Source organism: Planobispora rosea, assembly GCF_014648175.1.
GTDB classification, from domain to species: domain Bacteria; phylum Actinomycetota; class Actinomycetes; order Streptosporangiales; family Streptosporangiaceae; genus Planobispora; species Planobispora rosea.
In genome coordinates, this window is record NZ_BMQP01000046.1 from 13,101 (window position 1) to 38,267 (window position 25,167).

Sequence of the window (25,167 nt, forward strand, 5' to 3'; positions counted from 1 at the left end):
CCGACCGGCAAGAAGATCGTCGGCCGCAAGCGCAACATCGTCATCGACATCCTCGGTCTGCTGCTCGCCGTCCTGGTCACCTCCGCCGGCCTGCCCGACGGCGCCGCCGGATTGCAAGTGCTGACCACCGCCGCCACCATGCAGTCGACCAGATGTCACGATCCGCAGCCGTGAGGCCGGAGCCTCCTCCGCGCGGCAGCGCCTACCGGCACCCGTGAACCACAGCGCGAGTGCCCGCCCTTCAGCGTCTCTGCCGCCGAATACCTTCGACTTCGCTGCTTTTGGCCGATATCCAAAGAGACATCCGAGTCCGGGTGCGCATGGTTACGAGAAAGGAGCGCCAGCATGTCCACTACTCAAGGCCGACGACTGCGGCAGTCGACCATCAACAAAGCGGCCATCGGAACCCTCGTCCTGCTGACCGGCCTGCTGGTGCTTGCGGTGGTGCTCGTCAGCTCCGCGGTGACGGCGGAAAAGCACGCCTATGACCGACAGGCCCAGTTCAGGAGCCTGGGTCTGCAGCTGCAGTCCGCCTCGGACTATCTCACCAACCAGGCACGCATGTACGCGGTCACCACCGACCGCGTGCACCTGGACAACTACTGGAACGAGATCGACGTCACCAAGACCCGCGACAAGGCTCTCGCCCGGCTCAAGCAGCTCGGCGCGAGCCAGGAGGAGCTCGCGCTCGTCGACCAGGCCAAAGCCAATTCCGACGCGCTGGTCAAGACCGAGTCCCGATCCCAGCGCCTGGTCCTGGAGGCGTCCGGGGCGGCGGCGGCCGACATGCCCCCGGCCATCGCGCAGACCGAGCTGGATGCGGCCGACGCAGCGCTCAGCCCGGCACGCAAGCTCGAAGTCGCGCGCACCATCATGTTCGACGCCACCTACGCCGCCGACAAGGCGATCATCACCGGCCCGATGGACGAGTTCCAGAAGCTGCTGAACGACCGCTCGGCCCAGGCCGTCCACGACGCCAACAGCACAACCGACACCTCGATCCAGCTGCTGATCGGTCTTACCGTACTGCTGCCCATGGCGATGGGCGCGGTGTTGTTCCTGCTGCAGACGAAGGTCGGCGGCGTCATCGTCGCCTACACCGCCTCCTTGCGCATGCGGGACCACAGTGATCTGACCTTCCAGCTCACTCCCGCAGGCACCCAGGAGCTGGCCGCGCTGGCCGAGACGTTCAACGACGAGCTGGCACGCAAACTCGACCTGGTCCGGGCGATCGCCGGCAGCGCCGACACGCTGGCCTCCTCCTCGCAGGAGCTGTCGACCACCAGCGAGCTGGTGGCCGGCAGCGCCGACCGGGCGAGCGGCCAGGCCGTCGTCGTCAGCAGTACCGCTGAGCAGGTGGCGCACAACGTGCAGACCGTGGCCGCAGCAGCTGAGCAGATGGGCATGTCGATCCGGGAGATCTCCCAGAACGCCAACGAGGCCGCCCGGGTCGTCGGCGACGCCGTCGCGATCGCCGAGCAGACCAACCTGACCATGACCAAGCTGGGCGAGTCGTCACAGGAGATCGGCGAAGTCATCAAGGTCATCACCTCGATCGCCGAGCAGACCAACCTGCTGGCGCTGAATGCCACCATCGAGGCCGCCCGCGCCGGAGACGCAGGCAAGGGATTCGCCGTCGTCGCCAGCGAGGTCAAGGATCTGGCCCAGGAGACCGCCAAGGCCACCGAGAACATCGCCAGCCGGATCGCAGCCCTGCAAAGCGACAGCCAGGGTTCCGTCGAGGCGATCGCGCAGATCACCGAGGTGATCAGCAAGATCAACGATTACCAGACCACCATCGCCAGCGCGGTCGAGGAGCAGACCGCCACCACCAACGAGATCAACCGCAGCGTCACCGATGCCGCAGCCGGCACCAGCGACATCGCGGCCAACATCGCCGGAGTGGCCGAGGCCGCACAGAACGCGGCCGACGGTATCGACGAAGCCAAACGCGCTACGGCCGAACTGGCCCGGATGGGCGGGGAGCTGCAGTCGGTGATCGGACACTACCGGTACTGAGCCTGCAGCACCCGGGCCCGCGCGACAACGAAACGGCCGGTGGGTGGATGGCGGTCGTCAGACCGCCATCCACCCACCGGCCGTCCGGCTGAGGCCCGCTCTGCTCACCGCTGCCCAGGATCGGGCTCGGCTTCACCGGAACCGGCATTCAGCGATTGCCGCCTTTTCGCGCTGGCCGCCCAGCGGCGGGAACGCACCCGGGCCCGCAGCGAGAAACACTGCCGATGGGGTCGCCCCCGGACCCGAGCCACGTGATCAGCAAACCCGGTGAACGTTCGTGGTCACCGCACTACAGAGAGACCACGACCTCCAGATACTCCAAAGGCAGCAGCAGGGCGCCGGTGGTATCGGCATTGAGCTCCTCGGCCAGCGCCAGCAGGTCGCCGACCAGCGCGGCCCGTCCTTCCTCGCCGAGGGCGTCCATGGTCGTCGCGGTCGGGCCGTACACCTCCGCCCAGACCTGGGCGTGCTCGGCGGGGGAAGGAAACCGCCAGCGCAGGGTGCGAGGGGTGACGTGGATCCCGGTCCCGGAGCCGAACAACTCCGTCAGCCCTTCCCGGGTGCCCCACCGGGTGGGCGGGTGGGTGCCCTCCGGGACGGGGACGTACCGGGTGTTCAGCTCCAGCATGCGACCCATGTAGCTGTCGGGGGTCCAGGTCGCCAGGCCGATCCGGCCTCCGGGACGGCAGACGCGCATCAGCTCGGCGGCGGCCCGTTCCTGGTTTCGGGCGAACATCACACCGAAAGCGGAGGTCACCACGTCGAAGGAGGAGTCGGGGAAGGGCAGGGCTTCGGCGTCACCCTCGTGGAAGGCGACGGCGAGCCCTTCCGCGTCGGCCCGGCGCCGCGCGTGGCCGAGCAGGTCCGGGACGAGGTCAAGGGCGGTCACGGCGGCGGCCCGGCGGGCGGCGGCGAGCGCCAGGTTGCCGGTCCCGGTGGCCACGTCGAGCAGCCGTTCGTTCGCCCGCAGGTCAAGCGCCTCGGTGAGCAGTTCGCTGGCGAGGAGAAACTGCGCCCCCACCGTCCGGTAGTCTCCCGCGGCCCAGATGGCCCGCTGCCCTTCCCGTGTCTCCATCAGCCTCTCCCAGGTCGGTTTCCGGATCGAACGTGAGTCCGGGCATCCGGGCGGCCGGATCGCAGCCCGAAGGCCAGTGTTGGTCACCTCGCCAGAACGTTCCATTCCTTCGGATGATCACGATGAGTGATCACCGCCCTGGGCTGGGCGAATACGCTCGGCCGGATGCGGACAGGCCGCATCGCCCTCTTTAGTGAGTGACCACGGACGTTCACCGGGTTGTCGGAGGATGCGCCCTCGCGGTAGGTGACGTCACGGACATGGTGCAGGGCCTCGATGCTCCAGCGACCGCGGATCGGCGCGGCGCAGCGGGGCGGGCGTGGGCGATGCGGTCCGGCGGCAGGCTGGTGATGTGATCACCATCGCCCGCAACGACGGCAGCAAGGCGACCTTCACCGTCGCGACGCGGTCGCGGTCGGCGTCCGAGGCCCGCGGGGCGGGATAGTCGGTCACGGTCAGACACGGCGTGCGGAATTGCGATATGTCATGAGCCTGCCACCGGCCTGCCGGTCACACGTCCCAGGTGACCGGCAGGCTCTTCACCCCGTAGATGTCTGCGGTCTCCGGACGCAGGACGACCTCCTCGGCCGGTACGGCCAGGCGCAGCGTGGGGAAGCGGTTGATCAGCGCGGGGAGGGCGACCCGCATCTCGACGCGGGCCAGCTGCTGACCCAGGCACTGGTGGATGCCGTGACCGAAGGCCAGGTGCCCGCCGTCCTGCCTGCTCAGGTCGAGCACGTGGGGATCGGCGAAGCGCTCGGGATCACGGTTGGCGGTGCTGTACGACACGAGGACCGCCGTACCGGCCTTGATGGTCCGGCCGCCCAGCTCGACGTCCTCCAGCGCCGTCCTCATGAACATCTTGGCGACGCTCAGATACCGCAGAAGCTCCTCCACGGCCCGGTCGGTGAGTGTGGGGTCGGCGCGTAGCGCGGCCAACTGGTCCGGGTTCTGCAGCAGTGCGAAGGTGCCCAGCGCCAACATGTTGGCGGTGGTGTCGAACCCGGCCGACAGCAGGATCAGGGCCATGCCCCGCAGCTCCTCGTCGGTCAGATCGCTGTCGGTGAGGTCGCTGAGCACGTCGTCGGTGGGGTTGGCGCGCTTGGCGGCCACCAGTTCGGCGAGGTAGTTCTGAACCTCGGTGTAGGCGACGAACAGATCTTCGTCACTGGTCTCCCCGCCGAGGAACTTGTCGATCTGCTCCTGGAAGGAGCCCCGGTCCTCGTACGGCACGCCGAGCAGCTCGCAGATGACGATGACGGGGATGGGCTTGGCGAATGCGGTCACCAGGTCGGCCGGCGGGCCGGTCTTCTCCATGGCGTCCAGGTGGTCGGTGGTGATCTGCTCGACGCGCTCGGTGAGCAGGCGCATCCGCCGTGCGGTGAACTTGCCCACCAGCGGTTTGCGGTAGCGGCCGTGCTGCGGCTCGTCCATGAGGAGGAACTCGCCGGGCGGCGCCGGGGGGACCTCGATGTCGCCGTAGTCGATCAGCGGGTGGTGGCGCATGAGTTCCCTGCGTGAGCTGAACCGCGAGTCGGCCAGGACCGATCTGGCCAGGTCGTATCCGGTGATCAGCCAGCCCTGGTGCCCGTCGGGGAAGGGGAAGCGGCTGATCGGGCTGTGCTCGCGGGCCTGGATCAGTTCCTTGGGCGGGTCGAAGGGACAGCCGGGCCGACGCGCGGCCGGCAGCGTGGTGACGGTGTGTTCCATGGTCATTCCTCTGGTCAGCCGTTGAGCACGATCTCGTCTCCGGGTGCCTCTCGCAGGCCCGGGACCGCAATCGCTGAACCGTTCACGTTCATGGCATCCACAGTCGCCGACCGCTCTGATACCGGGCCGTTGCCGTGCTGACGCGGCCCTGACACGACAGCGCAGCAGACTGACCTGCCGCCGCTTGGCTGAAGGCCGAACGAAACGGAGGCACGAACATGGCACTGACCCAGTGGGGGTTCGTCTACACCGCGGCGGGCTGCGATCCCGACCGCGACGTCACCGTCGTCGACACCGGCCGCTGCCGTACGGTCCTGGTCGGGGTGGAACGTCCCGACCAGGCACCGGCCGTCGCGGCGCGCCCGGGTGCCGACGGCGCGCAGCTCATCGAACTCTGCGGCGCGTTCGGACCGGTCTGGACGGCCCGGGTGACCGAGCAGATCGGCGACCGAATCCCCGTCAGCGCGGTCGGCTACGACCCCGAAACCATCGACCGCCTCCACGCCATCTTCTCCTGATCCCGCTGATCCCGCCGGGAGCGGTCACCGCGGCGCGCCGTCAAGCCGTCGGGGGTCGAGCAGCACTGGAACACGGCCAGGGGGCGACAGAAACCGTTCTTGGTCCTGTCCTGACCGGACGCGCACGCTATCCCCGCTTACCGGGCCGCCGGGCGGGAACCATGCCGCGAGCATGGATTTTCTCGGCCCGTCACATACCCCCCTGGGTACATCCGCCAAGGAGTCGCATGACGACCCGCGCGATGATCACGCCGCGCTGCGGCGCGGCGACCTGACCGGCACTGTCGTGCTGGATAGGCACACCCGCCCGGAATTCGCCTCCGGCCGGTCCGGAGACCGCAGTGCCCTGGCCGCGCAGGCCCTGCAGAGCGCGCCGGAGCCCGGGTGCGCTCCCCGGCCGACGGCACCGACGACCTGACCCTGATTCCGACGACGCGAAAGCGGCAACGACGATGAGCACGATTCACATCGAGGTGGTGGAGACCTCCTCTCTGGGTGACCGCAGCTACCTGGCCCACGACGGGCGGGTGGCGCTGGTGGTCGACCCTCAGCGCGACATCGACCGGATCCTGGCCCTGGCCGGCCGACTGGGGGTGCGCATCACACACGTGGCCGAGACCCACCTGCACAACGACTACATCTCCGGCGGCCTGGCCCTGGCCAAGGTCACCGGCGCGGCCTACCTGGTGGCCGGGGCCGACGAGGTGGACTTCGACCGGACGCCGGTGGCCGACGGCGAGGAGATCACCGTCTCCGACACAATGCGCGTGGCGGTGGTGGGCACCCCGGGCCACACCTTCCACCACCTGTCCTACATCCTGTCCGGCCCCGACGGCGCGGAAGGGGTCTTCACCGGCGGCTCGCTGCTGTTCGGCACCACCGGCCGCACCGACCTGCTGGGCGAGCAGCACGCCCGCGCCCTGGCCCGCCACCAGCACGCCTCGGTGCGCCGTCTGGCCGACCTGCTCCCCGACGGCGCGCACATCTGGCCCACGCACGGCTTCGGCAGCTTCTGCTCCGCGACGCAGTCCGACGCCCCGGACTCCACCATCGGCCGCGAGAAGCGGGTCAACCCGGCGCTGCGGCTGGAGGCCGACGACTTCGTCACCCAGACCCTGGCCGGGCTGGACGCCTATCCGGCCTACTACGCCCACATGGGCGCGCGCAACAGCGCCGGCGCCGGCCTGATCGACCTCACCCCGGTCGAGACCGCCGACGCCACCCGGCTGCACGAGCGGATCGCGGCCGGTGAATGGGTGGTGGACCTGCGCTCACGCAAGGCCTTCGCCCGGCGCCACCTGACCGGCACCCTGAGCTTCGGGCTGGACGGGCCGATGGCGACCTGGCTGGCATGGTTGTCCCCATGGGGGACGCCCATCACCCTGCTGGGCGAAAGTGCCGAGCAGATCGCCGTCGCCCAGCGCGAACTGGCCCGCATCGGCATCGACCGCCCCGCCGCCGCCGCGACCGGCGGTCCCGAAGAGTGGGCCGGCGGCGACGGGACCCGGCTGGACACGCTGACGACGGCCACGTTCGCCGACCTGGCCGCCGCCCGCGCCGGCCGCAGCGCCGGTGATCTGCCCGCCCCGGATGCCGTGCTGGACGTGCGCATGGGCAACGAGTGGCGGGACGGGCACATCGACGGCGCGACCCACATCCCGCTGCCCGAGCTGCCCGCGCGCCTGGCCGAGGTACCGGCCGGAACGGTGTGGGTGCACTGCGGCTCCGGCTACCGGGCCGCGGCGGCCACCAGCCTGCTGAACCGGGCCGGACGAGAGGCGGTGCACATCGACGACGCCTACGCCGACGCCGCCGACGCGGGCCTGCCCCTCACCGCCCCCGGGAACTGACTCTCCCCTCCCGGTCGCTGTCGCCGAAGGGCGCAACGAGCCGCGTCGCACCGGCCGTGGCCCCGTCCCGGCGTACTTGGTCTGTTCCCGGCTATCTCCGCGCCGGCCGGTGGTGGGACACGCGGACCGTTCCATGCCCGGGGAAGCAGCACAGCGGACCGGCTGCCGATCCGGAAGATAAAGCATAAAATATTCCCCTGAGGCATATACTCTGCTAGGGTCCGATCCATGTTGTTGAACTGCCACCTTGGCCCGCAGGTGTCGGCGCACCCGCTAGGACAGGCGGGCGACCGTGGTGACACATATGACTGACCAGGTTCCCGCCGCCTTGCAGGCTCTTGGCGCTCGGTTGCGTCGTATCCGTCGTGCCGGTGACTTGACCATGGAGCAGGTGGCTGAGCGCACGGGGATTTCGCAGCCGACGTTGTCGCGTATGGAGTCGGAGCTGCGCCAGCCGTCGCTGGCGCAGTTGCTGACACTGGCCGACGTGTACGGCGTGACGGTTGGCGAGTTGCTCGGCGAAGCACCGGGCCGCGCCACCGCTGTCATCGACCCGGCCGAGTGTGTCGAGCGCGTAGGCAACGGCCTGCGCTTTCGCGTCGTCGACCGGGGCGGCCCCGGCGCGGCGCTGTCGGCCATCCAGGTCACCGTGCCGGCCAATCGGGGCGGCAGCCAGACACAGCAGCACCCCGGCGACGAATGGCTATACGTCCTGCACGGCCGACTACGACTGACTCTCGCCGACAGCACGCAAATCCTGCGCCCCGGCATGGCCGCCCACTTCGACGCCACCACTCCACACCGTCTGGACGCCGCCGACCGGCGCGACGTCGAACTGCTGCTTGTTGCCGCACGCCCTGCAACGCAGATGCTCACCCCCTGCCTGCGCGAGACCACGTGACGGCACTCGAACCAGGCACCGACGCCCGGGTGCTGGCCGTGCACATCGGCACGGTCGCCGAGCTGCCCTACCGCGACCGTACGATCCGCAGCGCCTTCGTCAAGCGGGAAACCAGCGGACCGGTGACGGTCACCACACTGGGGTTGCGCGGTGACGAACAGGGCGACCGCACCAAGCACGGCGGCCCGGACAAGGCAGTGTGCCTGTTCCCCGCCGAGCACTACCCGCACTACGAGTCCCGCCTCGGACGCCGCCTGGAGCGGCCGGCGTTCGGAGAGAACCTGACCACCTGCGGGCTGCTGGAGGACAACCTCTGCATCGGTGACGTGCTGAGGATCGGCACCGCCCTGTGCGAAGTCAGCGTGCCCCGTAACCCGTGCTTCCGTATCGGCGCCCGCCACGGCGCGACTGAGTTCGTGCTGTGGATGGAGCACAGCGGCCTGACCGGCTGCTACCTGCGAGTGCTGCACACCGGCCAGGTCACCGCCGGCTGCCGAATCGAGCTGATCCACCGGCCCCGTCCTGACGCCGCCGTCGCCGAGGCCAACCGAGTCATGCACCGCGACCGGGGCGACTGGCCGACCATCCGACGCCTGCTCACCGTCCCGCAGCTCGGCGCCGCATGGCGGCGCACCCTGTCGCGCCGCGTCGAGACCGGCGCTGCCGAAGACCAGACCCGCCGCCGCTACGGGCCGCTATCCGACACTGTCCAGGAAGGACCAGCATGACCCCCACCGGACACCTACCCGTCCTTGTCGTCCGCCACGTGACGTGGGAAGGCCCGCACCGAATCCTGCGCGCCTTCGACGACCGCCCGGTCCACCTGGTCGACACACTCCCCGCCGGTGCAGCACTGCCGCCGGTCGATACGGTCGCCGGAGCGGTGTTCATGGGCGGGCCGATGAGCGCCAACGACACCGACCGCCTTCCCCAACTCGCCGCCGAGATCACCTGGCTACGGCAGGCCGTCGCCGCCGACGTACCGGTCCTGGGCATCTGCCTGGGCGCGCAGCTCATCGCCCGGGCGCTGGGCGCCCGCGTCTATCCAGCCGCGACCAAGGAACTGGGCTGGGCCCCCATCGACATCCTCGACGACACCGACCCGCTGCTGGGTGCTCTCGCACCGCGGCGCACCGTCCTGCACTGGCACGGCGAAATCCTCGACCCGCCGCCCGGCTCCGCCGTGCTCGCCCGCTCCGCCCAGACCGCGTGCCAGGCGTTTCGGGTCGGCAACGCCTGGGGAATGCTCTTCCACCCCGAAGCCGACCGCGAACTGCTCGACGAATGGCTCGCCGAGCCGAGCATGGCCGCCGAGGCCGAGCAGGTCCACGGCCCGACGGCCGCCCACCGGCTACGCGCCGATGCCGACGCCGCCGAACCCGAACTGCTCGCCACCACCGACGCGATGTTCGCGGCCTTCGCCACCCGAATCGCCGCACACGCCGACAGATACGTTGCCGGAACCACCGCCTGAATGATCACAGCATGGAGCAACTGGCTGAGCAGCCTCGCGGTCAGGGGGGCACGCTCCGGACACCAGGGCCGACCACGTCGTGGACTTTTCGGCGGGGACTTTTCGGCGGACAACGGGTCACGGATCGATTGACGACCCACGACACTGGAGTGCAGACCCACCGAAGAGAGACCACGTATCCTTCGGTGGTGCAGGAGATCGTGACATACGTGGAGATGACCGCCCCTGATCAGCTCAAGCCGGCCGCCCCCGTGCCAGGCCTGGTCCTGAAACCCTTGCACCGGAACTCGCCGCTGGTCGTGGACATCCAGGCCAGGATCGGCGCCCCCTACGGTTGGAGGAGCGCGAGCCGGACCTCGGAGGAATGGCTGGCCTGGTTCGCCGAAGCCCCGGACCGCACGTTCTGGCTGCCGTCCTTCGAGGGCGAACCGGCGGGCATCATCTCCTACGATCTTCATCCGGGCGGCGAGGTGGAGATCGAGACCTTCGGTCTTCTGCCGGAGTTCGTCGGCAGGGGCCTGGGAGGATTCGCATTGACACTCGGCATCCAGCGGGCGTGGGAACTGACTTCCTCGGTGAACAGGGTCTGGCTGCACACATCCACGTTGGACCACCCCCATGCCCTGCCCAACTATCACCGCCGAGGTTTTCGCACCTTCAGGACCGAGGCAGGCGAACGGCAGGGCGCGCGCACCGTCGGCACCGGCGAAACAGCGCCGTGAGGGGCCAGAGCGCTCACACCAGCCCCAAAACGACTCCTGCGGACATCAACAGCCCCCGCGCAGCGGATTGGTGGGATATGCCGTCCAGTCCGGCTCTCCTCTTGCTGCTTTGGGGGGTCATTATTGTCGGTGTATGGAATGAAAAAGAAATACCCTTTACTTTGTAGATTAATTGTCGGATTGCAGCATATACCACCGCCCACACGGAAACCGATCGCGCCGATTCGGCGCGTGCAAGCGTGCGCGGCGTCGATGTGGATCCACTGGCACCTCCTCCCCCGGTCACTGCGGGAGGGCCACCGCCAGGCGCGGCAGACGGTGAGCGGGACGTTCCTGGTCTCGGCCTCGGTCGCGGCTTAACGCGGGGCCGTCTCCCCCGGGAGAAGTCGGCGGCGCGGACGCCCGTACGGCCCGTCAGAACACGGGCACGCGGCCCAGCGTCCTCAGGCGGCCGAGGAAAGCGTCGGCGGCGAGCTCGTCGTAGCCGGCTTGCACCACGGTCCTATGTCAGGTCGACGCCGGTGAGCCGGCGGGAGCGGTCCCAGAGGCGGGCCGCGAGGGCGGTGTCGGCGGCGGCGCCGGTGAAGGTCTCGAAGGTCGGGCGGGGATGGCGGGGGTGGCCCGGGCCGATGTGCCTGCCGGTGGGGGCGGCGGCCTCGGTGGCCGCATAAAGGATCGGCGCGACGGCTGCATCGATCGGCAGCCGCAAGAAGACACCCAGCACGGATTGGACCATGCGCGGCAAAAGCGCCGCCTCCCGGTCCAGGTCGGTCTTGGCCATGCCGGGGTGGGCGAGCAGGCTGCGGACCGGCGATCCGGCGGCGCGGAGACGGCGGTCGAGCTCCAGGCCGAACAGGACGTTGGCGAGCTTGGAGGTGGCGTAGGCGCCCCCAGGTGAGTAGCGGCGTTCGGCGGACAGGTCGTCGAGGTCGAGGCGGCCCATCCGATAAAGGCCGGAGGCGACGGTCACCACGGCGCCGCCCTGGTCCATCCGGTCGAGAAGAAGGCCGGTCAGCGCGTAGTGGCCGAGGTGGTTGGTCGCCAGTTGGCTCTCCACTCCCTCGGGGCTCAGCCGGCGCGCTACCGTGCCGATGCCGCCGTTGTTCACCAGCGAATCGACGATCACGCCGTCGGCGCGCAGGCTGTCGGCGAAGCGCCGGACGGCGCGCAGGTCGAGCAGGTCGAGGTGGCGGACGTCGAGATCGGCCTCGGGGGTTTCGGCGCGTAACCGGTCCCGCACCCGGTCGCCCTTGGCGGTGTCCCGTACAGCCATGATCACCCGGCCGCCGCGCGCGGCGAGGTGGCGGGTGATCGCCGCCCCGAGGCCGCTGCTGGCGCCGGTGACGACGAAGGTGCGGCCGGTCTGGTCGCCGAGATCGGCGACACTCCAGTCCACGGCGCTGCCCATGGTCCCTCCCAGAAATAAACGGATAACTCATCCGATTCAAGGCGACGGGAAACGGATTGTCAATCCGGTTAGGTAGACTCGGGCCATGACCTCGCTGCGTGCCGATGCCGCCCGCAACCGCGCGCTCCTGCTGGCGACGGCACGTCAGGCGGTCGCCTCGGGTGACCTGTCGCTGCAGCTCAACGAGCTGGCCCGTCGCGCGGGCGTGGGCGTGGGCACCGTATACCGGCACTTCCCCACCCGCCGGGTGCTGCTGGAGTCCCTGGCCGAGCCCGCCTTCGCCGCCGTCCTGGACGGCGCCCAGACCGCGTCCCTGCATGACGATCCGCGGACGGGAGTCGAGATCCTGCTGCGGGCCCTGCTCCTGCAGCAACTGGCCGACCCCGCTTTCGCCGCGGTGATCGCCTCACCCTCCACCGACGACGCGACCCCGCAGACCACCGCCCAGCGCAACGAGTTCAACACTCTGGCCAGGACGGTCCTCGCCCGCGCCCGCCAGAGCGGCGCCCTGCGTCCGGGACTCACCGACGAAGACCTCCATCATCTGGTCTGCGGCACGGCCTTCGCGCTCGGCCTCGGCCCCACCCCGGCCGCCCGCGTCGACGCCTACCTGCGCGTCCTGCTCGACGGCGTCGCCGGCAAAGCGGAGTGACCACGCGCCCGACCGGCGAGTAGCCGCGCCAGGGCATCACACTCGCCGGACCGGGACGCGACTCCTCGGTTTCACCGCCGCGATCGCCTGTCATGCTGGCACCATGCGGCACAAACAGGTCCTGGACGAACTCGCCGCCCCCGCGCTGATCCGGTCGATGGATGAGGATCTGGCCGGCTGGGTGGGGCGGCGGCTGCGGGACATGGGCGGGACCCGCGCCGAGGTCCGGCGGCTGGTGGTCGAGCCGATCCTGCGGCGTTGGCGGTGCCTGCTCCAAGCCACCGAGGTCGACACCACGACCCGCGACATCGCCTGGGTGGCCCTGGCCACGCTGGTGCACAAGTACGGCATGCGCGCCGACGACGTCACCGCCGCCGCCCTGAGGGCCATCGACGACCTCGATGAGGCCGCCGTGCTGTCGGCGGCGTTCACGCGGCGCTCCCCGGCGATCAGGGCCCTGCTGCAGTCGCCGCCGGTGCCGCCGGTGCGCCGGCCACCGCGGCGCCGGGCGGTGACTTTCCTGCGGCCCGCCGATGTCGTCTCCATCGAACTCGACGGAGCCTTCCACGCGGCCTTCGTCCTGCACCTGCACGAGGACAAGGGCGGGCAGTGCCCCGTCATCGAGTTCTACGCCGGTCGTTTCGCCGCTCCGCCGACGGTGCGGCAGTTGGCCGGCCGTCCCGCGGCCGGCGGCGCGCGGGTTCGCCACGCCCGCTTCAGCGTGTCGGGCCTGACCTACCTGCCCGATCCGGCCCGCCAGGTCAGGCTCGTGACCTCCCGGCATTCCGACAAGCCGCTGAGCGCCCCGCCCCGGCCGGGTGAGGGGCTCTACACGGTGACCGACCTCATCTCCTTGCAGCAGAGCATGACGATGTTGTTCGCCGACACCGGCGAATGAGCTCCGCCGCCCGCCGCTCCACCGACGACCGGGCGCAGGCGCAGGCACTGGCGGAGAGCTCTTCGTGGAGGGGCAGGATCCCCAGGAAGCTGTCCGCTGTGTCCTCGGTCCTCATGCTGCTGATCGCACTGGTGGGAATTCCGTTCCTCATCCTCGAGACCGCTGTGCCCGAGCTGAGCTGGGCGAGACATTCCCGGCCGCGATCGGCCCGCCAGGAGACCATGTCATCCCCACTGGCGCCCGAGGCGTAGGGAGGGCCACGTCGTCGGCCAGGTCCAGGCGGCGCCGTACGTGGTCGACGACCGCCTGCGGGATCTCCGGCCGGGAAAGGGGGACGGCCGTGCCGTCGGCTGCCGCGGCACAGCCGGTCAGCGGCTGTCGTCCGGGTGGTAGACGCTGAGGTCGCCGTGGGCCGACAGGACGCCGGCCAGGTCACCGGGTTTGCGCCGCAGGGTGGTGTCCAGGAAGGCGAGGGTGGTTGCGGCGACGACGTGCGGGCTCTCGGTACGGCCCAGGGAGCCGGTTATCGAGGGCACCGGCGGCAGGTACAGGGGGCCGTCCATGAAGGTGAGGTGTGCGGCGCCGGGGATGGTGAGCCGGTAGCTCGTCGCGGTGCTGAGCTTGAGGACCTCGGTGAGGCGGGGGAGGTAGCGCGGGTCGGTTCCGGGGGTGATGGCCTGCGTGAGCGCGAGCGTCGGCCGGCCGAGGGCGGGAGTGGCGGGGCCGTGGGGGTAGCCGTCCAGATCGATGGCGGCGTCGAAGCGGTGGTCCTGCCGGGCGGCCTGCAAAGCGGCGGCACCCCCCATGGAGTGGCCGGCGACCGCGACCCGGCCGGTGTCCAGGCGCCCGGTCAGCGGGCCGGTGATCTCACCTCGGTCCAGCCGGTCCAGCCGGGTGAGGATGAAGCTGAGGTCGGCGGCCCGGACAGCCGTCCAGTCAGCCGACAGCCTGGCGTCCTCGTCCCGGTCTCCGGTGGAGGCGGTCGCGGTGTGAATCGTTCGGCCGTCGGCCAGGACGACGGCGGCGGAGTCATAAGGGTGGTCGAGGGCGGCGACCACATAGCCGTGGCTGGCCACCTCCTCCGCCCAGGCGGTGTTCTGGGTGCGCACTCCGCCCGACCCGGGAGAAAACAGCACGACCGGGAAGCGTTCGCCTCCACCGGCCACCGGGGCGTCGACGACCGAATGGGTGCGGGCACGCGGAATGCCGTCGACCAGGAAGCCGGGCAAGCCGACCTGGCGGGCGAGGGCCTCGGAGACGGTGCGCGCCTCGTGCTCGGTTTGTCCGAGGTACTGGGCCCGCTGCGCGCCCGCGGAGCTTTCTCGCGCGGGATACCAGAGCTGGGCCACGACCGTGCGCCGGTCGTGCGGGTCGGGGGTGAAGCTCTCGGGACGGCGCGGGTCGGTCCACTGCACCACGTGGGTGCCGACCGCGAAACGGCCCGACGGCTCGGGGAAGACGGGTACGGGGAAGGCCCAGGCGGCCACCGGACCGGTGGCGATCAGGCCGACGCAGGCCATCGATCCCGGCAACGCCAGCCACCATCGGGCCCGCCGCACCGGCTGGCCGGCACGGCGCCGCAGCAGGGCAACGAGTGCGAACGGCAGCGCGACGGCAGCGCCTGCCAGTACCGGCAGCATCTGCCAGCGGATCCCCACCACGCTCAGCACGATCGCGGACAGCACGACAAGCGCTCCCGCCGCGACCGTGACGCGTGGGCGGGCAGCGGGGGGAAGCCAGCGCGCCACCGCCAGCGCGACGGCGCCCAGCACGGCGAGAAACTCCAGGGGGGACATGTGCAGTCCCGCGATGATCTCAGTCACCCGGCCATCCTCAGGGCGGGGCACGCGATGCCGCATCGATCCCGGGTCTGCATCGTGTACGACCGGAGTCGCAGTCCGAGGCACGTCCCCGGTGCGACCGGAGTCGCAACCGAGCACGCGGGGCGAACGGCCGCATTGCCACTGCGGACGGTAGCGGGACTCCTCCTGCGGTCGTACCCCGGCGCGATGCCGTCAGACGGTGGACTCATGTGCCTCACGGGCCCGTGGCCTACTGTGACAGGGCCACCATGATGTGCTGAATCGACAGGGACGTGTGATGACCGAGGCGGCCGCAGAGCCCGGCGATGCCCACCCGGTGCACTACCGGGACCGCGTGCGGCGGACGAGGACGGCCGCACGGCCGACGGGCTACCCCGGCCTGGCCTCCGTGCGAGCGGCGCGACTGGTGAGAGCCGCCCGGCGCCGGGGTCTCCGGCTGCCGCCCACGGTGTGGGACTCGCTGTTGCCGGCGCTGCTCCTGCTCAACATCATGACCACGCGCGCGCCGCACGAGCTTCCGGTGGCCGTGGCCCTCACCGCCGCCCTGGCACTGCCCCTGGTATGGCGGCGCCGGGCCCCGCTCACGGTGTTCGGCGCCGTGGCGGCCGCGGCCTTCGTCCAGTGGCTGATGGACGTCCAGCTGCCGGCGGATGTCGCCTTGCTGGTGGCTCTCTACACGGTGGCCGCGAACGCGGGTTGGCGCGGCACGCTCGTCTCCGGTGCCGTCGTGGAGGGCGGGGCCCTGCTGGCCTGCCTGCGCTGGACGACGGAAGGCGCGTTCCTGACCCCGTTCGTCGCGGTGACCGCGATGGTCGTCGCCGCAGCCGTCCTGGGGGTGAACGTGCGGACCACACGCGCCTATCTCGCGGCCCTGGAGGAACGGGCCGCGCGCCTGGAGCAGCAACAGGACCAGCAGGCGCGCCTGGCCGTCGCCGAGGAGAGGACACGTATCACCCGGGATATGCACGACATCGTCACCCACAACCTGTCCGTCATGGTCGCGCTCACCGACGCCGCCCTCTACGCGCAGCACCGCTCGCCCGACAAGGCCACCACCGCGATGCTCCAGATCTCCGAGACGGGCCGGCAGGCCCTGACCGACATGCGGCGCTCGTTGGGCATCCTGCGGACCGACGAACCGGACGCCGAGCGCCACCCGTTGCCGGGCATCGCACAACTGGAGACCCTCGCCGACCAGATGCGCGCCGCCGGGCTGCCGACCCGCGTCGAGGTCCGGGGCGGCCACACCCACATACCCGCCACCGCACAACTGACCGTCTACCGCCTGGTACAGGAAGCCTTGACCAACACCCTCAAGCACACACCCGCCGGCACGCACGCCGAGGTACGGATACAGTGCTCAGCTGAGACCGTCACAGTGGACGTCACCGACAGCGGCCCCTGCCCGCCACCCGCCGGCGCCACACCGTCCGGTCACGGCATCCCCGGCATGCGCGAGCGCTCGGCCGCCTACGGGGGGGCGTTGCAGGCCGGGCCCCTGCCGGGCGGCGGCTGGGGAGTTCACACCCGGCTCTTCCTCGGCAGCAGCGGAGCGGCGTCCGCATGACGATCCGCATCCTGATCGCCGACGACGAAGCGCTGCTCCGTATGGCCTTCAGCACGGTCCTGGAGGCCCAGCCCGACATGGCGCCGGTCGGCGAAGCCGCGGACGGCGCCCAAGCCGTACGCCTCGCCCGGGAACTGCGCCCCGATGTCGTCCTCATGGACGTCCGGATGCCCGGGACCGACGGGATCGAGGCGACCCGGCAGCTCATCCGGGTCTCCCCGCAGAGCAGGGTGCTGATCCTCACCACCTTCGACCTGGACGAATACGCCTTCGCCGGACTCAACGCCGGAGCCTCGGGCTTCCTGCTGAAAAACGCCAGGCCCGAGGAGTTGCTCACCGCGATACGCAGCGTGGCCGCAGGCGACGCGGTGCTCTCCCCGCGGATCACCCGCCTCCTGCTGGAGAACTTCCGCCCGCACATCCCCGGCGGCAGCCCCGGGCGCGACGAGCGGCTGAGCCGGCTCAGCGCCCGTGAGCGCGAGGTGCTCATCCAGGTGGGCCGCGGCCTGTCCAACACCGAGATCGCGGCCACCCTGTACCTCGCGGAAGCGACCGTGAAGTCCCATCTGGGGCGGATCCTGCAGAAGCTCGAACTCCGCGACCGGATACAGGCCGTGATCTTCGCCTACGAAAACCGCCTCATCCACCCGGCATGACGCCACCGCCCCAGACGCCGCCGCCCGACTCGCAAAGAGCCCTCTCAGGCCGCGGTCCCCTTCTACCGCGCCACCCACGCGTGCACCGGTACGTGGTCCGACCATCCCTTCCTGGCGTAGTCGACGAAGCAACCCCGCATACGGCCGTCACCGGCGAACACATAATCGATCTTCCGCTTGCGGGTGACGTAGGTCCAGCGGTTGCGCGGATCGCATTCGTCGCGATCCGCGTAGGCGGCAGCCGCAGCGCGCGGCACCAGGTTGAGGTCACCGCCGATGACGCCCCGGCCGAGCTTGAACAGCTCGCGAAGCTGTCTGTGCCGGTAGGGAGCCCCCTGCTGCCTGTCATCGTAGGCCGAGCCGGACGAGAAGTGCGCCGTGCAGAACGCCCGGCCGGCCGTGCAAACCGCGTACCTGCGGGCGCCCCACGGCGGCGAGGTCAGCGCGTGCACCTCGAAGCGGGCGCCCTGCTCGGCCACGGCCAGCGTGACGCTCTGCACCCCGCGCGCTCTGCCGTTCCGGTCCGGAAAGCACTGGTACGGCGAGCCGTCCGGGTGGGCCAACCCGGCCGACCTGACGCTCCACGCCCGGCCGGTGCGTGCCTCCAGTTCGCGCTCCAGGTCGGCGTCCGCACCCGTGCAGAACTCCTGAAGGAAGATCACGTCCGCCTTGGCGGCCAGCACGGCGACGTGCCAGGCCAGCTCGGCGGCGGGGCGGCGGAAGAGGGGGCAGCCGGGGTTGGTCCCCGCGCAGACGTTCCACGTCATCACGTGAAGCGCGGGGGCCGGCGCGGGCATGTTGAGGGACAGCAGTCCGGCGATCACGAGATGTCTGATCATCATCGGTAATCTCATCACACGTGGGCGGAGGCGTCCCCGGACATCTCATCCCGGGCATGATCGAGTGCCCTCCCCCAGCGCGGGCGCTACTGCAGTTGGTCGCGGCGGCGGGTGAGGTAGGCGGTCTCGCCGGTGTTGCCGGCCAGCTCGATGGCCCGGTCGTAGGCCGCGCGTGACTGCCGACTCCGGCCCAGCCGGCGCAGCAGGTCGGCGCGGGTGGCGTGGTAGGCGTGATAGCCGGCCAACGCCCCGGCGAGGCGGTCGACGATGGCCAGCGCCACCTCCGGCCCGTCGAGCTCGGCCACGGCGATGGCCCGGTTGAGGGCGATGATCGGCGAGGGGTCGAGGCGGACGAGCTGGTCGTAGAGGGCGAGGACCTGCGACCAGTCGGTGTCGCGGATGTCGCGGGCGGAGGTGTGCACCGCGTTGATCGCGGCGAGGATCTGGTAGCGACCCGGAGCCACCCCGGCAGCGGCGGCGGCCAGGCGCTCGCGTACCAGCCGATGGCCTTCGGCGACCAGTTCCGTGTCCCAGGCCCCCCGGTCCTGCTCGGCCAGGGGGACCAGTTCGCCGTCGGCCGAGACCCGGGCGGGGCGGCGGGCCTCGATGAGCAGCATCAGCGCCAGCAGCCCGGTCACCTCCCCGTCCTGCGGCAGGAGCGCGCGGATCAGCCGGGTGAGCCGGATCGCCTCGGTGGTCAGGTCATGGCGTACGGGATCGGTATCGGGGCCGCTGGCCAGGTAGCCCTCGTTGAAGACGAGGAACAGGACGGCCAGGACGCCGGAGACACGAACCGGCAGATCGTCGGCGGACGGCATCCGATAGGGGATGCGAGCCGCCTTGATCTTGGCCTTCGCGCGGGTGATGCGCTGCTCCATGGTGGCCCCCTGGACCAGGAAGGCACGGGCGATCTCGGGCACGGTCAGACCTCCGACCATGCGCAGGGTCAGCGCCACGCGGGCCTCCATCGCCAGCGCCGGATGACAGCAGGTGAAGATCAGCCGTAGCCGGTCGTCATCGACGGCGCCGACAGGCTCGGGCGGGTCGTCGCGCGTCATCTGAGCCTCCCTGTGCTTGTCGTCGCGCCTGTTCTCACGCCGGATCCGGTCGATGGCCTTGCGGCTGGCGGTCGTGGTCAGCCAGGCACCGGGATTGGGCGGCACGCCGCCGGCCGGCCACCGCTCCACGGCGGTCGCGAACGCCTCGGCGGCGGCCTCCTCGGCGATGTCGAGGTCACCGAAACGCCTGGTCAGGGCGGCCACCACTCGCGCCCACTCGTCGTGGTGGGCGCGGGTGACCGCCTCCTCGGCGTCGCTCACAGGAACGGCCGCACCTCGATCTTCCGATCGCAGACCTTCGACGCCTCCGCGGCGAGCTTGAGCACCACATCCAGGTCGGGGGCCTCCCACACCCAGACGCCGGCGAGGTACTCCTTCGACTCCACGAAAGGCCCGTCGCTGAACACCGCCTGCTCGCCCCGGTTGTCGACGACCGTGGCCGCGTCGGTGTCCGCGAGTCCGCCCGAGAAAACCCAGTACCCCCCGGCGATCAGCCGTTCGTTGAACGCGCTGATGGCAGGCCGCCTGTCCGTGCTGCCGGGATTGCTCTTGTCGTCGATCACGGAAACCAGGTACCGCATCTGAGAATCATCTCCTGTGGTGTGAGGACAGCGTGATCCGGTGACGGGGACTTCAGGCCCTTGCATACTGCGGGCGCCCGGCCGGCCGGTAGACCTGGATCGACACCCCCTTCGAGTCGACCCGTGACTCGACCAGGTCGAGCGCAAGATCCGGGCCGCTGTCCGGGAACAGCCTCGCGCCCTGACCGAGGATCACCGGGACCACGATCAGAACCATCTCGTCGACCAGGGCGTTCGCCAGCAACCACCGGATCAGGGCACCGCTGCCGTGCACCTGCAGCTCTCCCCCGGGCTTGGCCTTCAGCTCACCGATGGCCGCCGCGAGGTCACCGCGGAGAACGGTCGTGTCCTTCCATCGAGGCGCGGTGAGCGTGGTCGAGGCAACGTACTTGGGAGCCTCGTTCAAGGCCGCGCCGATGGGATGTGCGCGCGTCGATCCCCAGGAGTCGGCGAACAACTCGTAGGTGCGCCGGCCGAACAGGAACGCCTCGGCGCGTTGGTAGGTCTGCGTGATGAACGTCCTGGTCTCGTCGTCGCCCTTCCCCCGGGCCCATCCGCCGCGCTCGAATCCGCTCCTGCGGTCCTCATCCGACACACCGCCGTTTCCCTGCATCACCCCATCGACGGTGACCTGGGTCATGGTCGTCAGCTTCATTATCGGGATTCCTCTGCCTCGGCGCCCCCGTACGGGGCCTCACCCCTGCTACGAACACCACGACCCCGATCCGACACCGATTCCCGAATCTCTTCGAAGAATTTTCCGGCACGCCGTTCCGGCCGGGCCTCTCCCGGCCGCTCAGACGAGATCAGTCCGCGGGCTCGCCGAACCAGCGGGAGAGGTGGCCGTCCAGGTCCTGCTGATCGTCACCGATCCAGGCGACGTGGCCGTCGGGGCGTAGCAGGACGCACGGAACATCCAGTTCCGCAGTCGGATCCGCGAGGTAATCGACCCGATCCGACCAGCCGCCGGCGGTCAGGCGTCCGGTGCGGTCCAGCAGCAGGCCGCGGCCGCGGTGCAGCAGACCGTAGAGGTGGCCCTGTTCCACGTCGATGTCGCGCAGCCGGCGGCCGAGCAGGTCGGGGCCTTCGCCGAAGTCGTAGCGGACGCCGATCGCGGTGATCTTCTCGATCAGATAGCGGTTCACCTCGTCGAGGTCCATCAGTTCGGTGAGCAGCCTGCGTACGGCCTGCGGACCCGGTCCGGCGGACAGCAGTTCCGTCTGGGCGCGGGTGTTGTCCAGCACATCCCCGGCGACCGGATGACGTTCGGCCTGGTAGGTGTCCAGCAGTGTCTCCGGCGCCCAGCCGCGGATCTGCGCGGCCAGTTTCCAGCCGAGATTGAACGCGTCCTGAACGCCCAGGTTGAGGCCCTGCCCGCCGATGGGCGGATGGATGTGTGCCGCGTCGCCGGCCAGCAGCACCCGCCCGACCCGATAACGTTCGGCCAGCCGGGTGGCGTCCCCGAAGCGGGACAACCAGCGCGGGGAATGCACGCCGAAATCGGTTCCGGCGACGGCGCGCAACCGCTGCCGGAAATCCTCAAGGGTGGGAGGCTTCCCGCGGTCACCGACTCCCGCGGCGGGCACCACGACGCTGTAGATCCCCCCGCCGAAGGGCCGCAACCAGAACGGCTGATGGATCTGGCCGATCTCGGTCATCTTGGCGGCGATCTCCTCCTGCGGCACCCCCACCTCCATCTCGCCCATCAGCGTCTCGGTCCGCGAGGGCTCGCCGGGGAAGCCGACGCCGAGCAGTTTGCGCACCGTACTGCGCCCGCCGTCGCAACCGACGAGATAGCGCGAACGCAACTGTTCCCCGTCGGCCAGTTCGACGGTCACACCCTCCTCGTCCTGCTTGAAACCGACGACCGCGCAACCACGCCGGACCTGCGCACCCCGTTCGATCGCATGCTCTTCGAGCAGACGCTCGATGACGGGCTGAGGGATACCCAGCAGGTAGGCGTACGCGGAATCCAGGCCCTTGGGCACGGGTTTGGGAATGGCGGCGAAGAGGCCGCCGGCCGGACGCCGTCTTCCGTACCGGACGACGCGCTCCAGCAGTCCGCGCATCGCCATCAGCTCGAGGCTGCGAATATGCAGGCCGACTATGCGGACGAACGAGGCAGGCTCGGTCTCCTTCTCCAGAACGAGGACCCGCACATCGTGCAGCCGCAGTTCGGCGGCCAGCATCGCACCGGTCGGCCCGCACCCGGCGATGATCACATCGGAGACGAGGGGCGCGCGATCGGCGCCGGAGACCGGCGACCGGAGAACCTCGGGGACGCCGCCCACCGTGGAGTCACGCCCCGCCCTGTCGTCCGACGGCGGCTCGGCGGTGACCTGCTGAGAATGCATAGGTGTTGCCTTTCGGGAGTGCCCTTGTCAGCGAGGCGCTCCCGGCGACGCCTACCTCAATCGCCCGGCCGTGACAAAAGGGGGAGCACCCATATCGATACAGCGTTCATGGGTCTCACCTCCTCGGACGGCGTCACGGCCAACCGCACGATACGAGGCCGGGCATCCTGTCGTCCATCCCTTTTCCAGCCGCGTGATCACGACTCCGGACGAGCCCGCGCGATCGATGGTCCTCCAGGCCGCACTCGGTCCCCGGGTCAGATGAGCCGCGGCCGCGGCCACGGAGCCGGCTACGGCGACCCTCATCTGACCAGCACGTTTACCGGACAGTGGCTAAGTGTCCGCTCAACGGGCACCGATGGGGCCAGGACCCTCCGGCATCAGCGGAAGACGAACCACCGCGATCAGCGCGGAGGCAGTCGCCTACCGCGACATCAGGCCGACCGGCCGCCGGCCTGCGGGCAGGCCACCGGGCAACACCCACCAAGGAGTACATGAGATGCGAGAACACCTGCGAGATCTGCCGGGCCGGCTACCAGTCCCGCTGCGTGCACGCCGTACCGATCGGCACCATCGGCACCCAGGCGCAGTACGCCCGCATCCCGCTGGCCGACGGCACCCTGGTCGCCACCCCCGCCGCGCCCGAGCCCGACCTGATCGACCTGATCTGCAACCGCGCCATCGACCCGGGCAAGGTCTTCGACCTGACCCCGCCCCTGGAAGAGGCCGCCGAGGGCTACCGGGCAGTGGACGAGCGCCGCGCCGTCAAGGCTCTGCTGACCCCCTGACGTCCTGCGCCGCATAGTCCCCCGTCAGTCGGCCGGCCCGGTGGCGCAGGTCACGACTCATCCCGGTGGACATGAACGGGACCGGCATGACAGGTAGGAAATTTCCTACGTATAGTGGGTGCATGAACATCACACATGCGCGCTTCGTCTTCGTCGCGGATTTCTGAAGAAACGGCATGAACACCGAGCGAGTCTCCGAAGACCGGATTTTCGCGGCCCTGGCCAGCCCGGTGCGCCGGGAGGTGCTGCGGCTGCTCCGCGAGGAAGGACCGCAGCCCGTGCAGCGACTGGCAGAGCACTTCGCGATGACCCGCCCGAGCTTCTCCGAACATCTGCGGGTGTTGCGCGAGACCGGGCTGGTCACCGAGAACAAGGTGGGACGGCAGCGGCTGTATCGGCTGGAGGCGCTGCCGCTGAACGAGGTGCAGCAGTGGCTGCGCCCGTTCGAGCGGTTCTGGCGCGACAGGCTCACCGGACTGCGTGACCTGCTCGACCAGATGGACGACGAGTCATGAGCGACGACGACCTGACCACCCTGCACCTCGACCAGTTCCTCGCGCACCCGCCCGCCAAGGTGTGGCGGGCGCTGACCGAACCGGACCTGCTCGCCCAGTGGCTGATGCCCGGCGACTTCCGGCTGGAGGTCGGGCACCGCTACACCATGCGGGCGATCCCCATGCCCGCCACCGGGTTCTCCGGCACCATCCGGGCCGAGGTGCTCGCCTACGAGACCGGCAGGATGCTCAAGATCGGCTGGCGTGACGCCGCTCCCGGCAACGACGCCGACTGGACCATCACCTGGACCCTGGAACCCGAGGGCACCGGCACCCGGCTGTTCCTCCTGCACGAGGGCTTCGACCCGGACGACCCGCTGCAGCGAAGAGCCCGATCGATCATGGACGGCGGCTGGCGCTCGACCGTGCTGCGCAGCCTGGAAGCCGTTCTCACCAGTCCCTGAATCCTAGCCCCTGAAGCCGGACCGCACATCCGGAAGCATCGATCACCCCTCCCCTCCTTCACCAAAGATCGGATCATCACATGTACGGAATCGCCGACCGGTTCGACCGCCTCGCGGGCGACTTCCTGGCCCGCGTCCACGCCGTACCGGCCGACCGCTGGGACCGCCCGAGCCCGTGCGCGGGCTGGACCGCCCGTGACGTCGTGACGCACGTCATCAACGGGCACCGCGGCATCATCGCCGCCGTACACGGCATCGCTCCCCGGCCCTCGTACGGTGTGGGCTTATCCGACATGGCCGGTGCCCCGGCAGCCGGACCGGACGCCGACCTCGCCGCCGCCTACGCCGAAGCCCGGGCGGGACTGCGCGACATCCTCACCGATCCGCACCTGGCCGCCACTCCCCTGCCCTTCACCCCGATCGGCCCCGTCCCGGTCGAGCAGGCCGCTGACGTCGTAGGGGCCCTGGAACTGCTCGTCCACACCTGGGACCTCGCCCGCGCCGTCGGCGGAGACGAGACCTTGGATCGCGAGGCCGTCATCAGAACCCATGAGAGGCTGCGCCCCCACTACGCCGCCCTCCAGGCGACCGAGGCATTCGGGGCGCAGGTCGCTCCCCCGCCGGGTGCCGGCCCGCAGACGGCGTTCCTGTGCTTCACCGGCCGTCGTCCCTGATGTGGTTCTTCCGGTTCCGGAGTTGAATTCAGATAACTAACGGCTTTACAAAGTAGATTCAGAGCATCCCCCGAATGCACGGGCCGGGGACCGCACCCGGTGAGGCGCCGACGAGCCGGTGAGCAGGCCCGCTCATCGTCCTCGCTCCTGTCAGCGGATCCGGCAGGGGCCGGGCCGTCGCCGACGCCGTCACCGTCAGGCGACCATCGTGCAAGTCAGCCCTCGTACCCGCTCGCGACGTCCACGACCCAGACGACGCCGAAGCGGTCGGTCAGCATTCCGTAGAGCGGAGCCCACTGCGCGGGGCCCAGCGGCTGCGCGATGGTCGCTCCGTCGGAGAGCTTCTCCCAGTACGCGGTGATCTCCTCCGCGGTCTCGCCGCGCAGAGAGAGGAAGAACGCGTTCTCGCCCCGGCTCCACGGCAGCCGCGAGGGCACGTCGTAGGCCATCACGTGGAAGCCGTTGTCGGCGACCACCTGGCCCCACATCACCCGGTCCGCCTCGGTGGGGTCCTGCGGGTTCCCGGCGTCCTCGTAGGTGACGACGGCGAGGTGACCGCCGAAGACGGAGCGGTAGAACTCCAGTGCGGCGCGGGCGTCGCCCCGGAAGTTCAGATGAGTGACGGACTTGACGGACATGTTG

25 protein-coding genes are annotated in these 25,167 nt (G+C 70.1%); 15 read left to right on the top strand and 10 right to left on the bottom strand.

The genetic code is table 11. The annotated features are described in order from the left end of the window. The first annotated feature begins 345 nt into the window (after window positions 1–345). Entirely contained in the window at window positions 346–2,019 is a 1,674-nt protein-coding gene (locus tag IEZ08_RS32295; protein ID WP_203863588.1) for a methyl-accepting chemotaxis protein, read from the top strand. A 289-nt stretch (window positions 2,020–2,308) separates the two neighbouring features. Here IEZ08_RS32295 and IEZ08_RS32300 read toward each other — a convergent pair whose 3' ends face one another. Both IEZ08_RS32300 and IEZ08_RS32305 read right to left on the bottom strand, forming a co-directional pair. Further along, entirely contained in the window at window positions 2,309–3,094 is a 786-nt protein-coding gene (locus IEZ08_RS32300) for a class I SAM-dependent methyltransferase (protein ID WP_068923640.1), read from the bottom strand. Between the two features lie 510 nt (window positions 3,095–3,604). Beyond that, window positions 3,605–4,804 carry a cytochrome P450 gene (locus tag IEZ08_RS32305; RefSeq protein WP_141703979.1) on the bottom strand — a complete coding sequence of 400 codons (1,200 nt, stop codon included), beginning with the start codon at window positions 4,802–4,804 and terminating at the stop codon, window positions 3,605–3,607. Window positions 4,805–5,022: 218 nt separating this feature from the next. Here IEZ08_RS32305 and IEZ08_RS32310 point away from each other — a divergent pair, with 218 nt between their 5' ends. The 6 genes from IEZ08_RS32310 (at window position 5,023) to IEZ08_RS32335 (ending at window position 10,269) form a co-directional block, all read left to right on the top strand. Next, window positions 5,023–5,322, top strand: a complete 300-nt coding sequence (locus IEZ08_RS32310) for a DUF6506 family protein (protein WP_203863587.1) — start codon at window positions 5,023–5,025, stop codon at window positions 5,320–5,322. Window positions 5,323–5,774: 452 nt separating this feature from the next. Continuing rightward, window positions 5,775–7,172: an MBL fold metallo-hydrolase gene (locus IEZ08_RS32315; protein WP_189243625.1), complete on the top strand. Its 1,398-nt coding sequence runs from the start codon at window positions 5,775–5,777 to the stop codon at window positions 7,170–7,172. Between the two features lie 304 nt (window positions 7,173–7,476). Next, window positions 7,477–8,073 carry a helix-turn-helix domain-containing protein gene (locus IEZ08_RS32320; RefSeq protein ID WP_189243626.1) on the top strand — a complete coding sequence of 199 codons (597 nt, stop codon included), beginning with the start codon at window positions 7,477–7,479 and terminating at the stop codon, window positions 8,071–8,073. Beyond that, window positions 8,070–8,801, top strand: a complete 732-nt coding sequence (locus IEZ08_RS32325) for an MOSC domain-containing protein (protein ID WP_068923636.1) — start codon at window positions 8,070–8,072, stop codon at window positions 8,799–8,801. Before IEZ08_RS32320 ends, IEZ08_RS32325 begins: the two co-directional genes overlap by 4 nt. Further along, the gene (locus tag IEZ08_RS32330; protein ID WP_189243627.1) at window positions 8,798–9,547 is read left to right on the top strand and encodes a type 1 glutamine amidotransferase; all 750 of its coding nucleotides are present in this window, start codon (window positions 8,798–8,800) and stop codon (window positions 9,545–9,547) included. The genes IEZ08_RS32325 and IEZ08_RS32330 overlap by 4 nt, the downstream gene beginning before the upstream one ends. A 188-nt stretch (window positions 9,548–9,735) precedes the next feature. After that, on the top strand, window positions 9,736–10,269 hold the full coding sequence (locus IEZ08_RS32335; protein ID WP_189243628.1) for a GNAT family N-acetyltransferase: 534 nt from the start codon (window positions 9,736–9,738) through the stop codon (window positions 10,267–10,269). Window positions 10,270–10,771: 502 nt separating this feature from the next. Here IEZ08_RS32335 and IEZ08_RS32340 read toward each other — a convergent pair. Beyond that, window positions 10,772–11,677 (bottom strand): SDR family NAD(P)-dependent oxidoreductase, encoded by a 906-nt coding sequence (locus IEZ08_RS32340; protein ID WP_189243629.1) that lies wholly within the window; start codon window positions 11,675–11,677, stop codon window positions 10,772–10,774. Window positions 11,678–11,762: 85 nt separating this feature from the next. Here IEZ08_RS32340 and IEZ08_RS32345 point away from each other — a divergent pair, with 85 nt between their 5' ends. Both IEZ08_RS32345 and IEZ08_RS32350 read left to right on the top strand, forming a co-directional pair. Next, window positions 11,763–12,329: a TetR/AcrR family transcriptional regulator gene (locus tag IEZ08_RS32345; RefSeq protein WP_189243630.1), complete on the top strand. Its 567-nt coding sequence runs from the start codon at window positions 11,763–11,765 to the stop codon at window positions 12,327–12,329. Between the two features lie 103 nt (window positions 12,330–12,432). After that, complete coding sequence (locus IEZ08_RS32350; RefSeq protein ID WP_189243631.1) at window positions 12,433–13,227, top strand: hypothetical protein; 795 nt, start codon at window positions 12,433–12,435, stop codon at window positions 13,225–13,227. Window positions 13,228–13,595: 368 nt separating this feature from the next. On the opposite strand, the gene IEZ08_RS32355 is transcribed toward IEZ08_RS32350, so the two are convergent. After that, complete coding sequence (locus IEZ08_RS32355; RefSeq protein WP_229803753.1) at window positions 13,596–15,050, bottom strand: alpha/beta hydrolase family protein; 1,455 nt, start codon at window positions 15,048–15,050, stop codon at window positions 13,596–13,598. 277 nt (window positions 15,051–15,327) lie between these two features. On the opposite strand from IEZ08_RS32355, the gene IEZ08_RS32360 reads away from it, so the two are divergent. Both IEZ08_RS32360 and IEZ08_RS32365 read left to right on the top strand, forming a co-directional pair. Further along, window positions 15,328–16,617: a sensor histidine kinase gene (locus tag IEZ08_RS32360; RefSeq protein WP_203863585.1), complete on the top strand. Its 1,290-nt coding sequence runs from the start codon at window positions 15,328–15,330 to the stop codon at window positions 16,615–16,617. After that, on the top strand, window positions 16,614–17,273 hold the full coding sequence (locus tag IEZ08_RS32365; RefSeq protein WP_068923629.1) for a response regulator: 660 nt from the start codon (window positions 16,614–16,616) through the stop codon (window positions 17,271–17,273). The genes IEZ08_RS32360 and IEZ08_RS32365 overlap by 4 nt, the downstream gene beginning before the upstream one ends. 62 nt (window positions 17,274–17,335) lie before the next feature. On the opposite strand, the gene IEZ08_RS32370 is transcribed toward IEZ08_RS32365, so the two are convergent. From IEZ08_RS32370 to rox, 5 genes are all read right to left on the bottom strand, one after another. Further along, entirely contained in the window at window positions 17,336–18,115 is a 780-nt protein-coding gene (locus IEZ08_RS32370; RefSeq protein WP_068923628.1) for an endonuclease/exonuclease/phosphatase family protein, read from the bottom strand. A gap of 83 nt (window positions 18,116–18,198) precedes the next feature. Further along, the gene (locus tag IEZ08_RS32375; RefSeq protein ID WP_068923627.1) at window positions 18,199–19,431 is read right to left on the bottom strand and encodes an RNA polymerase sigma factor; all 1,233 of its coding nucleotides are present in this window, start codon (window positions 19,429–19,431) and stop codon (window positions 18,199–18,201) included. After that, the gene (locus IEZ08_RS32380) at window positions 19,428–19,751 is read right to left on the bottom strand and encodes a YciI family protein (RefSeq protein WP_068923626.1); all 324 of its coding nucleotides are present in this window, start codon (window positions 19,749–19,751) and stop codon (window positions 19,428–19,430) included. Before IEZ08_RS32380 ends, IEZ08_RS32375 begins: the two co-directional genes overlap by 4 nt. Window positions 19,752–19,803: 52 nt before the next feature. Continuing rightward, window positions 19,804–20,406 (bottom strand): dihydrofolate reductase family protein, encoded by a 603-nt coding sequence (locus IEZ08_RS32385; protein WP_068923625.1) that lies wholly within the window; start codon window positions 20,404–20,406, stop codon window positions 19,804–19,806. 151 nt (window positions 20,407–20,557) lie between these two features. After that, window positions 20,558–22,105: a rifampin monooxygenase gene (rox, locus tag IEZ08_RS32390; RefSeq protein ID WP_189243633.1), complete on the bottom strand. Its 1,548-nt coding sequence runs from the start codon at window positions 22,103–22,105 to the stop codon at window positions 20,558–20,560. 494 nt (window positions 22,106–22,599) lie between these two features. Here rox and IEZ08_RS32395 point away from each other — a divergent pair, with 494 nt between their 5' ends. From IEZ08_RS32395 to IEZ08_RS32410, 4 genes are all read left to right on the top strand, one after another. Beyond that, the gene (locus IEZ08_RS32395; RefSeq protein ID WP_068923623.1) at window positions 22,600–22,893 is read left to right on the top strand and encodes an MDR/zinc-dependent alcohol dehydrogenase-like family protein; all 294 of its coding nucleotides are present in this window, start codon (window positions 22,600–22,602) and stop codon (window positions 22,891–22,893) included. Between the two features lie 176 nt (window positions 22,894–23,069). Further along, the gene (locus tag IEZ08_RS32400) at window positions 23,070–23,408 is read left to right on the top strand and encodes an ArsR/SmtB family transcription factor (protein ID WP_068923622.1); all 339 of its coding nucleotides are present in this window, start codon (window positions 23,070–23,072) and stop codon (window positions 23,406–23,408) included. Continuing rightward, window positions 23,405–23,851: an SRPBCC family protein gene (locus IEZ08_RS32405; protein ID WP_068923621.1), complete on the top strand. Its 447-nt coding sequence runs from the start codon at window positions 23,405–23,407 to the stop codon at window positions 23,849–23,851. The genes IEZ08_RS32400 and IEZ08_RS32405 overlap by 4 nt, the downstream gene beginning before the upstream one ends. Before the next feature lie 80 nt (window positions 23,852–23,931). Then, entirely contained in the window at window positions 23,932–24,525 is a 594-nt protein-coding gene (locus IEZ08_RS32410; protein WP_068923620.1) for a TIGR03086 family metal-binding protein, read from the top strand. Between the two features lie 215 nt (window positions 24,526–24,740). Here the strand turns inward: IEZ08_RS32410 and IEZ08_RS32415 are convergent, their stop codons facing one another. After that, on the bottom strand, window positions 24,741–25,163 hold the full coding sequence (locus tag IEZ08_RS32415) for a VOC family protein (RefSeq protein WP_068923619.1): 423 nt from the start codon (window positions 25,161–25,163) through the stop codon (window positions 24,741–24,743). Window positions 25,164–25,167: the final 4 nt, after the last annotated feature.